This is a genomic window from Haloarcula sp. R1-2 (assembly GCF_011627385.1).
Taxonomy (GTDB): domain Archaea; phylum Halobacteriota; class Halobacteria; order Halobacteriales; family Haloarculaceae; genus Haloarcula; species Haloarcula marismortui.
In genome coordinates this window covers 1149735-1162915 of sequence record NZ_JAANTG010000001.1, presented here as the reverse complement: position 1 = coordinate 1162915, position 13181 = coordinate 1149735, and the positions used below count along the sequence as shown (strand labels likewise).

General features: G+C 63.0%; 13 protein-coding genes. 8 read left to right on the top strand and 5 right to left on the bottom strand.

The window, feature by feature from the left end; genetic code table 11:
- Nucleotides 1-12 precede the first annotated feature (12 nt).
- Nucleotides 13-906 carry a GNAT family N-acetyltransferase gene (locus G9C82_RS05890; RefSeq protein ID WP_127013598.1) on the bottom strand — a complete coding sequence of 298 codons (894 nt, stop codon included), beginning with the start codon at nucleotides 904-906 and terminating at the stop codon, nucleotides 13-15.
- Between the two features lie 93 nt (nucleotides 907-999).
- Nucleotides 1000-2247, bottom strand: coding sequence for a Glu-tRNA(Gln) amidotransferase subunit GatD (gene gatD, locus G9C82_RS05885; RefSeq protein ID WP_127013597.1), 1248 nt, complete (start codon nucleotides 2245-2247; stop codon nucleotides 1000-1002).
- 195 nt (nucleotides 2248-2442) lie between these two features.
- Between gatD and G9C82_RS05880 the strand changes: the two genes are divergently transcribed.
- The 3 genes from G9C82_RS05880 (at nucleotide 2443) to G9C82_RS05870 (ending at nucleotide 5541) form a co-directional block, all read left to right on the top strand.
- Complete coding sequence (locus G9C82_RS05880; RefSeq protein ID WP_011224806.1) at nucleotides 2443-3042, top strand: hypothetical protein; 600 nt, start codon at nucleotides 2443-2445, stop codon at nucleotides 3040-3042.
- Nucleotides 3043-3115: 73 nt separating this feature from the next.
- Nucleotides 3116-3625 carry a hypothetical protein gene (locus G9C82_RS05875; RefSeq protein ID WP_004963758.1) on the top strand — a complete coding sequence of 170 codons (510 nt, stop codon included), beginning with the start codon at nucleotides 3116-3118 and terminating at the stop codon, nucleotides 3623-3625.
- Between the two features lie 350 nt (nucleotides 3626-3975).
- Nucleotides 3976-5541 (top strand): Na+/H+ antiporter NhaC family protein, encoded by a 1566-nt coding sequence (locus tag G9C82_RS05870; RefSeq protein ID WP_004963755.1) that lies wholly within the window; start codon nucleotides 3976-3978, stop codon nucleotides 5539-5541.
- A 33-nt stretch (nucleotides 5542-5574) separates the two neighbouring features.
- Here the strand turns inward: G9C82_RS05870 and G9C82_RS05865 are convergent, their stop codons facing one another.
- From G9C82_RS05865 to G9C82_RS05855, 3 genes are all read right to left on the bottom strand, one after another.
- Nucleotides 5575-6222, bottom strand: a complete 648-nt coding sequence (locus G9C82_RS05865) for an ArsR family transcriptional regulator (protein WP_004963752.1) — start codon at nucleotides 6220-6222, stop codon at nucleotides 5575-5577.
- Between the two features lie 69 nt (nucleotides 6223-6291).
- Complete coding sequence (locus G9C82_RS05860; RefSeq protein WP_127013596.1) at nucleotides 6292-7617, bottom strand: hypothetical protein; 1326 nt, start codon at nucleotides 7615-7617, stop codon at nucleotides 6292-6294.
- 96 nt (nucleotides 7618-7713) lie between these two features.
- Nucleotides 7714-8358: a DUF1405 domain-containing protein gene (locus G9C82_RS05855; protein WP_127013595.1), complete on the bottom strand. Its 645-nt coding sequence runs from the start codon at nucleotides 8356-8358 to the stop codon at nucleotides 7714-7716.
- Between the two features lie 149 nt (nucleotides 8359-8507).
- Here G9C82_RS05855 and G9C82_RS05850 point away from each other — a divergent pair, with 149 nt between their 5' ends.
- The 5 genes from G9C82_RS05850 (at nucleotide 8508) to G9C82_RS05830 (ending at nucleotide 13139) form a co-directional block, all read left to right on the top strand.
- Nucleotides 8508-8873, top strand: a complete 366-nt coding sequence (locus tag G9C82_RS05850) for a DUF5802 family protein (RefSeq protein WP_004963742.1) — start codon at nucleotides 8508-8510, stop codon at nucleotides 8871-8873.
- Nucleotides 8874-9388: 515 nt separating this feature from the next.
- Nucleotides 9389-10054 carry a helix-turn-helix domain-containing protein gene (locus G9C82_RS05845; protein ID WP_127013594.1) on the top strand — a complete coding sequence of 222 codons (666 nt, stop codon included), beginning with the start codon at nucleotides 9389-9391 and terminating at the stop codon, nucleotides 10052-10054.
- Nucleotides 10055-10125: 71 nt separating this feature from the next.
- Complete coding sequence (locus G9C82_RS05840) at nucleotides 10126-11019, top strand: Vms1/Ankzf1 family peptidyl-tRNA hydrolase (protein WP_127013835.1); 894 nt, start codon at nucleotides 10126-10128, stop codon at nucleotides 11017-11019.
- 75 nt (nucleotides 11020-11094) lie between these two features.
- On the top strand, nucleotides 11095-12105 hold the full coding sequence (locus G9C82_RS05835) for a DUF1611 domain-containing protein (protein ID WP_007189032.1): 1011 nt from the start codon (nucleotides 11095-11097) through the stop codon (nucleotides 12103-12105).
- The gene (locus G9C82_RS05830) at nucleotides 12102-13139 is read left to right on the top strand and encodes a dipeptide epimerase (protein WP_127013593.1); all 1038 of its coding nucleotides are present in this window, start codon (nucleotides 12102-12104) and stop codon (nucleotides 13137-13139) included. The genes G9C82_RS05835 and G9C82_RS05830 overlap by 4 nt, the downstream gene beginning before the upstream one ends.
- Nucleotides 13140-13181: the final 42 nt, after the last annotated feature.

The window sequence follows — 13181 nt, the reverse complement described above, 5'->3', positions numbered from 1 at the left end:
CCGCGTTATCGGTTATGATAACGCTCCGAGGCCGTCTATCTCGAACACGAAGTCCGGGCGGCCGTCGATGTTCCCGCCAGCATACGCGGCCTGGGCGACGTGGCGCGGTGTCTCGGGGATGAGGACCCGGGTCCCGTCGACACCGAGCGTAGCTGCATCGGCAGCTATCGCGGTGAATAACGCCTGTGCAGCGTCGACGTCACGCCACACCCCGACCGCGTACTCCGCAAGCTGTTCGCCGTCAGCTTCGGTTGTCCGGACGCGGCAGGCCATTCCCTGTGGCTCGACATCGCCGACAGTGAGGACAGTCTGGTCGGCCGCCAGCCGGTCGAGTGTTTCCCGCGTCAGCGTCGAGAGCGCCCAGCTCTCCCCACTGTCGAGCGCAAGCCCGGACAGGACACCTCGGCCATCGCTCTCCTGCCAGTAGCGCCACGCTGTCGTGGGGTCGTTCCGGACAGTCATTTCGGGCGTCCCGTCCGCCGGATCGGGGTGCGCCCAGCGGAACGACGTGACCGCTTCGAAGCCAGCAGCTAGCGACTGGCCGAGCCCAGCCTCGTTCCAGGAAAACACCATGCTTCGACCGACTGACGCGCCGGCATCGGCCGCCCATTCGATGAGGTGCTCGGTCAGCAGCGACCCGAACCCCTTCCCCCGGTGATCCGAGTCGACACGCATGCCCTGGAACCATGCCTCAGTCTCGGTGAGTATGACGGCCTGCGCGAGGCCGACGGCGTGGCCGTCAACATCGACGACGAGGGTTTTCCGGTTGGGGCCGTCATCGTCGACCCAGTCACGGAACACGTCGGGGATGTAATCAGCCATCGCACGGTCGGCCCAGACATCGCTGGTCAGGTCCACAATATCGTCGTAGTCGTCGTGACGAGCCGTCCGAACAGTCGGCGACATACCGGGAGACTCGCCCGCGACAATAAAAAAGAGGCGCTCCGATGGCGAGGTCAGTGTTTGCACCGTGACCGAGCCACTGCGCCAGTTCCAGTGCTACAACCAGGGCGTCGAGCGCTGCTGAATCTCGCCAGCAAGGGGCTCCTGCATCGTATCGGCTACGTCGTCGCTGTTTGCCAGCGCCCACATGAGCTTGACCTTCGCTGTGCCGGGGAGCATATCCTCGCCCTCGATGACGCCGGCGTCGAGCAGGTCCCGACCGGTGTCGTAGACGCGGTCACAGACCCGGCCTTCGAGGCACTGGCTGGTCATGACAAGCGGGATGTCCAGTTCCTCGATGGTCCCGATCCAGTCGGTGTTGACGTGACCGAGCCCCGTCCCTTCGATGACAATGCCTTCGCTGCCTTCGGCGGCGGCTTCAAGCAGTGACGGGTCCATCCCCGGCGAGAACTTCAGGAGTTCCACGTCCGTCTCGATGTTGTCATGCAGTGCTAGGTCGACGGCGTCCCGTTCGGTGTACTCGCGGTGGAACGTGACAGTGCTCTCGCCGTCGATGTCGTAGTCGACCTCGCCGAGTGGCTTCGCGCCGACGGTCTCGAAGGCGTCCCGGCGCGAGGTGTGGTTCTTCCGGACGCGAGTGCCCCGGTGGAGCGCACAGCGGTCGTCGGACTCATCGGCGTGCATACAGACCAGCACTTCCGCACAGTCGCTCGTCGCAGCCTCGACGGCGGAGACGGCGTTCATCACGTTATCAGAGGACGGCCGGTCCGCCGACCGCTGGCTGCCCGTGAACACGATCGGAACCGGCGTGTCGAGCATGAACGACAGCGCCGACGCGGAGTACTGCATCGTGTCGGTGCCGTGCATGACGACGATTCCGTCCGCCCCGTTCTCGATTTCCTCGTGGACTGCCTGCGCAAGGTCCTGCCAGACTGCCGGGGTCATGTTCTCCGAGAGGATGTTGGCGACAACGCGGCCGCGGTAGTTCGCCATCCCCGCCAGATCCGGGACCGCCCGCAGCACGTCCTCGGCGTCAAACTGGGCCGTCACTGCCCCGGTCCGGTAATCGACTGTCGAGGCGATGGTTCCACCAGTGGAAATAAGAGAGACCGTCGGGAGGTCATCGTCAAATTCGATTGCCGACTGGCTCTGTTCGTCCTGTGCGCTCTCGACATCGTACACATCCGACTCCAGCACGTCGATAGACGTATCTTCGCGGTCGATGCCAACGTTGTACCCGCCGTCGAGTTTGACGACGAGGTGGTCGGGCGTACTCGATGGGAGCAACACGCCCTCGTATGTCTGGGCCGCGCGTTCGACGCGGACCCGGTCGCCTGCGTTCATGGGCGGCACTTTCCGCCGGTGGGACTTGAACCCACTCGTTTCGGCGAGCGCGCTCGACCATGTGCTGGACCTGCCGACTGGGCGGCGGCTTCGGTGTCCACCGCGGTTGCACTCCGAGGCATCGCCATTTGTTACGCTGGCTTTCAAGCGGTACCGGACCACAATGTTATCTCACTCGACATTCTTCTAACAGGTATGGCAGACAACAAGAACGGCCGCGAAGCCCAGGCCCAGAATGAGGAGCGTCGCCAGCGGGAGCGTGCTATCGCCGAGGAACTCAAGCGCGCGGACGAACCTGAGCCGCCGGTTGACCCGACGGAACTCGCGTACTTCGAGACAGAACTCGAAACGCTCGAATTCCCGGCGACTGCGGCTGAAGTGGTCGCTACGGTCGGCGACCACGAGATCGAGTCGGCCGACGAGACGTACACTGTCGCGGACCTCCTGCCCGATACAGAGGTCGAGTCTTTCGACTCGCCAGCCGAGGTCCGGGCCAGAGTCCAGCGACCGACGGTAGCCGAGGCGATGAAACGCGTCGTGGCGGCCGCCGACGAACACCAGAGCGCGTCGTTCGGGGCCTCACAGCGTGATGGCTACGAGCGGACGTTCCGGGAGCTACAGGCTATCGACGCGGATGACGACGACGAGGGCATTCGGGCCATCGCCGACTGGATTATTGAGCACATTCACGAGAACGAGAAGCTTCCCGGGTCCCGCGACGTTCGCCGTGAAGCGGCGGAGTTCTGCCGGTCGAACGGCTACTCGGTTCGCAACGACGAGTGGCTCGGCATCTGAGCGCCACACCATCGTATCCCTGACTGCCGGCAGACCCCACAAGGACCATACTACTCGCGGTCCCACACTCTGTATGGCCGAACGAACCGAGGAGCGGACCCGCGACGCGGACGCGAAATCGGGCAGTGACCTCGGCGTCGATGTCGGCACGACCGAGTCGGTCGAGACGGACGTTGCTGTCGGGGAATCGCGCGGCGCGGAGTCGTCTGTCACCGAAACGTCCACGACAGACAGCGGCAGCTACTTTTCACTGCGGGCGCTGCTGTTCGCCTTCGGCGCGGTCGGCGGCGGCATGGTGCTCGGCGGGCTGATACCGCTCGTCCCGTTCACTGAACTGGTCGGCATCCTGCTTGGCGGATTCGTCTACGGACTGCTCGCCAGCGAGCGCCGATACGCCGAACTGGGGCTGGCGGGTGGTGTCAGTGGCGGTGCGACGGCTGTTCTGTCTCTCCTCCCCCAGCTCGCCGCAGGATTGAGCGGGACCAGACTATTCGCTATCGCCGGCGGTGTCGGTCTCGTGCTCGCGCTTGTCGGGCACTACTTCGGCCGAGACCTTCGCAGCGGACTCACGAAAGACCTGTAGCTCTCTCGACGGCAGATTCGGGTCAGTGCCGCGACCGCCTTTCTGGCTTACTGCACTGTATTCGATGGTCCTCCCGTCCGATGCCGCATATCGGTCGCCCGGCCAAACGATGTCGATGTTTTTCGCGGTAGCCTGCCTACAAAAGCGCCCGATAGCAGTATCGCCGTGAACGGACTTCCTGTCACGTAATATCGACTGTACTGGTCTTGTCATATGGTGGTAAAATAAACCTATGTCTCCAGAATATCGGCCTATATCTGACCATCTGATTCACTTTCCGGCGTTTCTATCACAGTGTCTTGAGTTGATAACGCTTATAACCCTCGTATGTAAATCCCGGAATAGAACGCATGGCACCAGAAACGTACGGGCTTATCAGCCTGTTTCCGGCGATGCTCGCCATTGTACTGACGTTGTTCACTCGCCAAGTACTGCTCTCGCTGTTTGCAGGTATCTGGATCGGTGCGACGGTTCTCGTCGGCTGGAACCCGGCCGCCGGAGCCGCTCGAAGCCTCCAGTTTGTCGTGGATAACGTGACTGAGCCGTTTAATGTCAAACTGCTCTTGTTCACGTTCCTTATCGGGGCAATGCTGGGGATGATCTTCCTCTCCGGCGGGATGAATGCGCTGGCGTCACAGATGGTCAAGCGCATTCGAACCCGTCGGCAGGCGGCGCTTGGCACGTCGCTACTGGGGATGACGATCTTCGTCGACTCGTACGCCTCGACAATGATTACCGGGTCGGTCATGCGGCCGATCACCGATAAGTTCGACATCAGTCGCGAGAAGTTGGCGTACATCCTTGACTCAACCACTGCCCCGACCGCATCGATATCAGTTGTCTCGACGTGGCTCGGATTCGAGGTCGGCCTCATCGCCGAGCAACTGACCACAATTGGGGTGGACCGAAGCGCGTTCCTGCTGTTCCTCGAATCGATTCCCTATCGGTTCTACAGCCTGCTCGCACTTGCAATGGTATTCATTGTTGTCATCGCCGACCTCGACTTCGGCCCGATGGCGGAGGCCGAACGCAGAGCCAGAGAAGAGGGGAAGGTCCTCGGCGACAACGCTGACCCGCTGATGGAAACACAGGAAGACGATATCGTGACGCCCGACCACGTTGAGCCGCGGTGGTGGTACTTCGCCGCGCCAATCATCGCACTCGTGGGGGTAACCGGGTTCTCGCTGTACTACTCCGGCGGTGGATTCGCTGGCCGGGGCCTTACCGACGCGCTGTCGAACGCAGCCACTGCGGATGCCATCGTCTGGGCCTCGTTCTCGGCCTGTCTGGTCATTTTGACCATTCTCGTCGGGCACGCACGAATCGCAGTTGACGAAGTGAGCGACGCTATCTTCGAGGGCTTCAAGATGGTGATGTTCCCCGTCGCGGTGCTCTCGCTCGCGTGGTCTATCGGTGCCGTGAGCCAGGCACTCGGTGTCGGTCCATACGTCATCGCCATCAGCGAGGGAATTATCACGGCTGGGATGTTGCCCGCCGTCATTTTCGTCAGCGCGGTGATTATCAGCTTCAGCATCGGCACGTCCTGGGGGACGATGGGTATCCTGTTCCCGGTCGCAATCCCGCTCGGACACGCGCTCGGTGCGCCGCTGGCACCGGCTATCGCGGCGATTCTGACCGGCGCGCTGTTCGGTGACCACTGTTCGCCGATCTCGGACACCACGGTGATGTCGAGTATGTTCGCCGCGAGCGACCACGTCGACCACGTGAACACCCAGATTCCCTACGCGGTGCTGGCCGGCATCGTCGCAACGGGACTGTTCCTGATGGCCGGCTACGGCGTCCCGGCGTACATCGCGCTCCCGATCGGACTGGCCGCTGTCGGGTCCGTGACGTACCTGCTCTCAGAACAGTTGTCCGTCGAGGTCCCGAGTTCGTACGGGTCGAAAGCGGACTGAGACGGTCCGCTTTCTGAAGTGCTGTCGTCTCGTCTAAACGATTTCCCAGCCGTCGTCGGTCCGCTCGACCACGTTATCGTCCGCGAGCCGAGTGAGTGCTTCCTCGACGATCTCCGGCGGCGCTTCGATCTCTCTGGCCAGCGCCGGCACCGTGTCGATACCGTTTGCGAGCCCGCTGACCAGTTCTGCGTACAGTCGTCCGTCGCCGTTCTCGAAGCCGGAGTCGATGCGGTCCCGCACGTCCGTCAGACGGGCCTGCACCCACCGCTGGGCCAGCGACAGTTCGTTCTCTAGCTGCTGGAGATGCTCCAGTTCGCGTGCCAGGTCGTGAAAATTCCCGCCAGCTTCCTCGCCTACATCTATCGAGAGGTGACGGCAGGAGGGCATCTCGAACTCGGGATTTGCCGGATAGGCGCTCTTGGTGCCGAACTCATAGGGAGAGACACGGACCTCCAGACGGAGGTTCCGGGCGATAGAGAAGTACTTCCGGCGCTGGTCGTCTGTCCGGGAGTCGATGAGCCCGGCGTCTTCGAGCTTCTGGAGGTGGTCGATGACGGCTTTCGGGCTAACGCCGATGTATTCGCTGATTTCGGTGACGTAGCAGGGCTTGTGTGCGAGGAGTTTGAGAATCCGCCGGCGGTTGGCGTTTCCAAGGAGATTGAGTAACTCGGCGGAGTCCATCGACACGTAGGTAGCGGGTCACGGTTCAAAAGGGTGACTCTCGTCGGGCGGTTTGCTAGCGTCACCTGCCTACGATAGCTGGTCTATCCACGACGCGCCCTGTGAGCCGCTGTTGCCGCTCCCCTGACCGCTTCCGCCATTACCGCTCTGTCCGCCGTCGTTCCCCTGCCCACCATCATTTCCGCCGCCATTTGCGTTGTCGTTGCCACCGTCAGAAGCGCTGTCAGAATCATCAGCACCGTTACTATCAGAGGTGTCGTCAGCACCGTCACTGCCAGAATTTCCGTCAGAGCCATCGGAGTTACCACTGTCAGAACTGTCGTCAGAGCCATCGGAGTTACCACTGTCAGAACTGTCGTCAGAGCCATCGGAGTTACCACTGTCAGAACTTCCGTCAGAGCCATCGGCACTGCCACTGTCAGAACTGTCGTCCGAGTCCGATGTACCGGCTGAATCATCCTCCCCACCACTGTCGGCTTCATCTGAACCGCTGTCGTCTCCTGCGGTATCGTCGCCGCTGTCGTTCTCATCACCACTCCCATCGCTGTTGCCCCTGTCGTTACCCTGCTCAGCTCCGTTTCCCCCACTCTGAGCTGTGTCGTCGGACTCGTCGGTTTCGTTTTCGCCGTCGTCAGGCCCGTCGTCCGGTGGCCCTCGGTCACTCTCGTTCCCTTGCTGTCCGGGGGCATCTGCAGGCGGTCCCTGTTCGCTTTCGTTGACACCCTCCTCAGACACGTTGGCTGGTGGGCCCCGGTCGCTCTGGTTGCTCCCAACGTCGTCCGGTGGTCCTTGGTCAGTTCGGTTGACACCGGCGACGTCCGGTGGCCCCTGATCATCCGGGCCGGCGGTCTCTGGCGGTCCGGCGATGCCGCGAGCAATCGACGAGACCTGCTGGCCGGAGAGCTTGCTGGCGTTCTGTTTCAGGCGCTCCAGTGCGGTCTCGTTCACACCGGTCTGTTCGGCGGCCGTGTCAGTGTCGTTGATGGCGGTCTGCAGGCCCGCGATTTCTGTCGTGAGCCGGCTTCGCTGCGCCACGTAGGCTTGCTCACTGATATTTCCGTTTTCGTATCGCTGTTCGAGCGAGGCGTTGCGCTCCTGCAGTCGTTCGAGTCGGCGCTCAAGTGAGCCGGTTCGGTCCGTGACCAGTTCGGCTCGTTCGGTTCCGTTGGACTGGTTGTATGCCGACCGCCACATCCCGTTTTCCACTGTGTCGTTCGCGGCGGCGGAGTTCGACTGCAAGAACGCAGTGAGTTGCACTCCCATCCCGCTGGCAGAGTTGTTCTGCGTGGCCACTGTCTCCGTCGCGGTCTCCTGTGCTGTCACGGCCGGGAGGCCGACAGCGACAGTCCCGACGATGACCAGCACGGTGAGGAGCGTGGCCTGGCGTGGGCTCATTCCTATCCCTGCCTCTGTCCTCCCTCATCAAAAAGAAACGCCTTCGTTCGCGTCGTTCATCGACGCCTGAGACCGCCTCAGATAGTCCAAGAGTGTTTAAGTTGTCTTTTTACTCGGCACTTGCATCGGCAGCAGCCGCCAGGCGATTCCCACCGATAGCACCGAGAGTGCGACGGTCGCGAGCGGCAACACCACCCCTGGGTCGTATCGCAACGGCGGATGGTAGCCGAAGCCGTAATCGAGGACGTCGTTAGCGAGTGCCAGCACCAGCGCAGTCACGAGCGCGCCCTTCGTCGTTCGGGCGTAGTGTGGGACTAACAGTCCCTCGGCGACGAAGCCGAGGTGGGTAATGATGATGCCGAAATACGCCCACGGAGCCGGGAAGTAGGCGTCGAAGCCGATGTTTAACGCCACGACAGTCCACAGCCCCATCTTGACCAGCCAGACCAGCGCAATCGTGTGGAGGTACGCGAGCGGCACCGTCAGCGGAACCTCGTCGAGCGACTTGCCGAGGAATGGCAGGAGGGTCGCTACCGACAGCGTCATCAGGAACAGCGCGGCCGGCGAATCGGCGTACAGCGGCCAGAGAAACGTCGACACCTCGGGCATTGTTTCGACGTAGAACCGGACGCCAACGAGCATCGCGACAGCGTTGACAACCAGCAGCCACACGAGACTCGGCGTCTGTTCCAGATAGTACCGCGCGTACCGACGTGGCAACGGCCCCCGCTGCTCGCTCATAGGTCGACTCGGGGCCGGCCGTGGCAAAGCCCTGTCGGACGGGAGTCGGCATCGGGTCACCGGCCCCCCGAATCCGCGCTGTTTGCACGACGACAAAAGGTTGCCGGCGAACACTTATGTGTGTGAGTGTCACACATACACTTGCACCGATGTTCGAACAGTTTTCGCGGGGATACTACCTCGGCCGCCTCTACGTCGAACCGAGAGACGACGCGGCGGCCGCGATGTGTCGCGAGCAGCACGAACGAGTGAACGAACAGTTGTACGCCTCCGGAGACGGGGTTGAGCGCACAGACTATCCGCTGGTAATGAAACTCGGTTCCCAGCATTTCGCCGTCCACGGGGACGAACAGGTCCCGGCGGACACACTCGTCGTTCCCGAACCGATGCTCGAAGACGCCAACGTCCGGAACCCGCCCAGCCTCGAAGAAGTGTTTCTGGCGAAAGCGGACCACGCCGCACAACTGCTCTCTATCTCCGAGGGGACGCCGACACTGCCCGACACCGCTGTCTGAGGGGGCACAACTCCGTTTTACTGTCTTTTCTCCGTCCACCGAGTGGGCGAAATGCTTGAAACGCGTGATAAGTAGGTTATACGCTTAAGCTACAGACCAATGCGGTTCAGGGGCTTCTAGTTCCCTGTATGTCACAGCGAAGTCACACCGACAACTGGGACAGCGCTACAGAATCCAAATTCTACCTCCCCGCCGGGGTCACCCCGTCGTCCGAAGCCAGTTGGTCCGAGCGGCTCTGGGCCATGCTATTCAATCATCGCGTCTGAGCCGGCGACATCACTGCACGGGAACCCCTTGCCCAGCGGGCGAGTCCCTCTCTCAAGCCGACCTGCACAGACGGGAAATAAAATCCGCATTGACTCCGTACTCAGAACTCACGACCAACCGACTCAGTTAAGCCACCGCACGACCTCCTTCACCCAGTAACGAGAATTTGAGACAAAGCCGCCACAGACATCTCGAACGAACACTGTAATTGCACGTTTTGCCACACTCACACCACTACCCTACAACTAATGACCGATATCAAGGCGGTCGTCCGGGTCGAGCACCCTGACATCGTGCTTACAGAGACCGTGACCCACGCCCCAGATTCGAACGTCAGGTCCGTGTCAGAGGCGGGTACGGACCCGACGTCGGGCAGGTTCTTTTACTATATCGAATCGCCTGATTTCCAGCAGTTCGAGGCCGGGTTACAGAACGACAGCACTATCGGCGAATTCGAGCGCGTCATCGAAACCAGAGACAACGAGGCCATCTACAGCTTTGAGTACACTGACGAGGCGAAGATTCTCTCTCCCGTAATCTCATCCGCGAATGGGGTTATCCTCGACATGGAAAACGACGGGAGCGCATGGATACTGACGATATGGATGCCAGAGCGAACGGCTCTCGCTCATCTCTGGGACTATGCTCAAGAGAACGACATCGACATCGACCTGCTGCGCGTGAACGAATACGCCAGTCTGGGCAACACGGATGCAGGGTTGACCGACAGCCAGCGGGAAGCGCTTCTCGTCGCACTCGAAACGGGATATTTCGAAGAACCACGGAACGCGACTCTCAGCGACGTTGCCGCCGACCTAGACATCTCTCAGCCTGCGGCCAGCGGTCTCCTTCGACGTGGCATCAAGCGGCTCATCATCTCCTCGCTGAGAGATGACGACGGACCGCCGAACTGAGCGGGAGCGTTCCGATGCAGCGACGGTTCGGGAAGTCACTTTTAAGCCCGTCCCCGTCTGCCATCCAGTCGATGCTTGACCGGTTGCTGGGACGGGCGTCGCTGAAGGAGCGAGTAGCCGAACTTGAGGAGGCAAACCACCACCTCGAACGACAGCTCGACGCCGAGAAGGAGCGCCGCGCCGACGCAGCGACCGAGCGCCAGCGGGCCGAGGCCGAGGTCAATCGGCTGGAGGACCGCGTCGCCGAACTTCAGGACCGAGTCGAACGCCTGCAAGACGAGGAGGGAGAATCGACGTTCCGAGCCGAGGAAACGCTCAGTCGGGCGCGACTGAGTGAGGTCCTCGACCGGCTGGAATCCGTCGAGACAGAACCAGAGGGGGTCTTTACCGCCTACGTCGATGCGGAGCGCTCCCTGCCGGGTCCAGTCCGGGACGCCTTCGGTGACCGCGCGTCGCTGGTCGCCAGCGCCGCACCGTGTCTCGCAGTCACCGACGACGCCGGCCTCCTGTCGGCGTGTCTGTCCGTCCCCGCGCCGTCGTCGCCGTTCACCGGGTGGGCCGACACGGTCCAGCTGGAGCGGTCGTGGTTCGAACCGACCGGCGAGCACGTCGTCGCGCTGGTTCGCTCGGACCTGTTCGCCATGGGCGAGTACGACGGCCGGGAGCAAACTGCGTTCCACGGGTTCGACTCGGAGCTAAAGAGCCAGCACTCCAAGGGCGGCTTCTCACAGAGCCGGTTCGAGCGGCTCCGGGACCAGCAGATCGACTCCCATCTTGACCGCTGCCGGGCCGCTATCGAGGAGGTGTCCCCCGACCGGCTGTACGTCGTCGGCGAGGGGTCAGTTATCCACGAGTTCGAGGACCTCTCGACGGCGATGAAACCGGTCGACGCGACTGGGGAGCCCGACGCAGCACTTGACGATGCCGTCCGGTCACTGTGGACCGTTCGGTTGCGCGTGCCGTAGTTTGGGCCCTGTTCATTCCGGCACCCTCGGTGCCGGTTCCGTAGCTTTTTCGCGGGGCGGTGATTCTGTCCGGCCATGGCCGTAGCCATCTTAACACACGACGCCTTCCCCGACCGAGCCAAAACGGCCGTCGGGCTGTTGCGGTACGGTGACCGAACGGTACGCGCGCTTATCGACCGCGAGCGGGCCGGCCAGCGCGTCCACGACTCGCTGCCGGACGTGCAGGACGCGCCAGTCGTCGCATCGATGGCCGACGCACCCGAGGTGGACGCGCTCGTCATCGGCATCTCGCCTATCGGCGGCGAGTTCGACGAGTCCTGGCGTGAGGATGTCCGCACGGCGCTCGAACGCGGCTGTGACGTGTATTCTGGACTGCACGACTTCTTGGCTGACGACGACGAGTTCGCCCGCCTCGCCGCGGAACACGGCGCCGAACTGCACGACCTGCGCAAGCCGCCCGAAGACCTGACCGTGGCAGCGGGGACCGCCGGCGACGTGGACGCGACAGTCGTCACGACCGTCGGGACCGACTGCTCGACGGGGAAGATGACTGCCTCGTTCGAGATTCGCGACGCGGCGCGGGAACGTGGCCTTGACGCCGCTGTCGTCCCGACCGGCCAGACCGGCATCGCCATCTCCGACCGGGGTATCGTCATCGACCGCGTCATTGCCGACTACGCTGCCGGCGCGGTGGAACGGTTGGTCGAAGAAGCGCAGGCGGCAGACCTCCTCGTCGTCGAAGGACAGGGCGCGCTGGCCCATCCGGCCTACTCGGGTGTGACGACGAGTATCCTCCACGGGTCGGTCCCGGATGCGCTCGTCATGTGTCACGAGGCTGGCCGGGAGGCCATCCACGGCTACGAGTCGTTCGATATTCCGCCCCTCCCCGAGTACGTCGATATCTACGAGCGTCTGGCCGCCCCAATCTCTGATGCGTCCGTCGTCGCGGGCATGTTGAACACGCGCCACCTCGACGACGATGCGGCCGCGGATGCCGTTGCGGGGTACAGCGCCGCTCTGGATGCACCGGCGACTGACCCGGTCCGCCACGGCGTCCCCGACGAGGTACTGGACGCCATCCTATGAACTGGACCGTCGACCGCCACGACCTGCCGCTGTCGAACCCATTCGGCATCTCGCGGGAGACCAGTGAGACCAGCGAGACCGCCACAGTCGAACTCACCCACGAGGGAACCACCGGCATTGGAGCCGTCACGCCGTCGGCCTACTACGACGAGAGCGCCCAGTCGGTGGCTCAAACGCTGCCGTTGCTCTGTGAGACCGTCGACGGCATCGGTGACCCACACGCCCAGCAACGCATTGAGCGGGACCTCGCCGAGCAAGCGCCGGACCAGCCAGCCGCTCGGATGGCACTCTCTATCGCCGTCCACGACCTCGCCGCTCGGCAACTGGACCTGCCGCTGTACCGCCAGTGGGGGCTCGACCCCGACGCGGTTCCGCCGACCACCTACACGGTCGGCATCGCCTCGCCCGAGCGGATGGCCGAGAAAGCAAGGGAGGCGGCCGACAGCGGCTTCGGCCATCTGAAGGTCAAACTCGGGACTGGGGACGACCGGGCGCGGCTGGACGCGGTCCGGGACGCGGCCCCCGATGCCGAACTACGTGTCGACGCCAACGCCGCCTGGACTGCACAGGAGGCTATCGACAATGCGGACTGGCTTGCCGACGCTGGCGTCACGATGCTGGAACAGCCGGTCGAGGCCCACGATATCGACGGCCTCCGCCGCGTGACCGACGCGACCGAAATCCCCGTCGCCGCCGACGAGTCCTGCGTGACTGCGTCGGACGTGCCGCGGGTCGCTGACGCCTGTGATATTGTCAACGCCAAACTCGTCAAATGCGGCGGCCTCCGGCCCGCAACCCGACTGCTCAACGCCGCCGACGCCCACGGCCTCGACCTGATGCTCGGGTGTATGGTCGAGTCCAACGCCAGTATCGCCGCGGCGGTCCACCTCGCACCGCTTGTCGACTACGTCGACCTCGATGGTGCGCTCTTGCTGGCGTCAGACCCCTACGACGGCGTGTCGCTCGACGGCGACGTGTTCGACCTCACTGCAGTATCGGCCGGCACCGGGGTCCGGCGGATGCGAGATGCGTAGCTGCGAAGTCGCACAATAAAAAATCAGGTTCGGCCGACGACC

What these genes read in the sequence shown, in the direction of transcription:
- G9C82_RS05890 (WP_127013598.1), bottom strand. Translation starts at nt 906, where the DNA reads ATGTCGCCGACTGTTCGGACGGCTCGTCACGACGACTACGACGATATT.
- gatD (WP_127013597.1), bottom strand. Translation starts at nt 2,247, where the DNA reads ATGAACGCAGGCGACCGGGTCCGCGTCGAACGCGCGGCCCAGACATAC.
- G9C82_RS05880 (WP_011224806.1), top strand. Translation starts at nt 2,443, where the DNA reads ATGGCAGACAACAAGAACGGCCGCGAAGCCCAGGCCCAGAATGAGGAG.
- G9C82_RS05875 (WP_004963758.1), top strand. Translation starts at nt 3,116, where the DNA reads ATGGCCGAACGAACCGAGGAGCGGACCCGCGACGCGGACGCGAAATCG.
- G9C82_RS05870 (WP_004963755.1), top strand. Translation starts at nt 3,976, where the DNA reads ATGGCACCAGAAACGTACGGGCTTATCAGCCTGTTTCCGGCGATGCTC.
- G9C82_RS05865 (WP_004963752.1), bottom strand. Translation starts at nt 6,222, where the DNA reads ATGGACTCCGCCGAGTTACTCAATCTCCTTGGAAACGCCAACCGCCGG.
- G9C82_RS05860 (WP_127013596.1), bottom strand. Translation starts at nt 7,617, where the DNA reads ATGAGCCCACGCCAGGCCACGCTCCTCACCGTGCTGGTCATCGTCGGG.
- G9C82_RS05855 (WP_127013595.1), bottom strand. Translation starts at nt 8,358, where the DNA reads ATGAGCGAGCAGCGGGGGCCGTTGCCACGTCGGTACGCGCGGTACTAT.
- G9C82_RS05850 (WP_004963742.1), top strand. Translation starts at nt 8,508, where the DNA reads ATGTTCGAACAGTTTTCGCGGGGATACTACCTCGGCCGCCTCTACGTC.
- G9C82_RS05845 (WP_127013594.1), top strand. Translation starts at nt 9,389, where the DNA reads ATGACCGATATCAAGGCGGTCGTCCGGGTCGAGCACCCTGACATCGTG.
- G9C82_RS05840 (WP_127013835.1), top strand. Translation starts at nt 10,126, where the DNA reads ATGCTTGACCGGTTGCTGGGACGGGCGTCGCTGAAGGAGCGAGTAGCC.
- G9C82_RS05835 (WP_007189032.1), top strand. Translation starts at nt 11,095, where the DNA reads ATGGCCGTAGCCATCTTAACACACGACGCCTTCCCCGACCGAGCCAAA.
- G9C82_RS05830 (WP_127013593.1), top strand. Translation starts at nt 12,102, where the DNA reads ATGAACTGGACCGTCGACCGCCACGACCTGCCGCTGTCGAACCCATTC.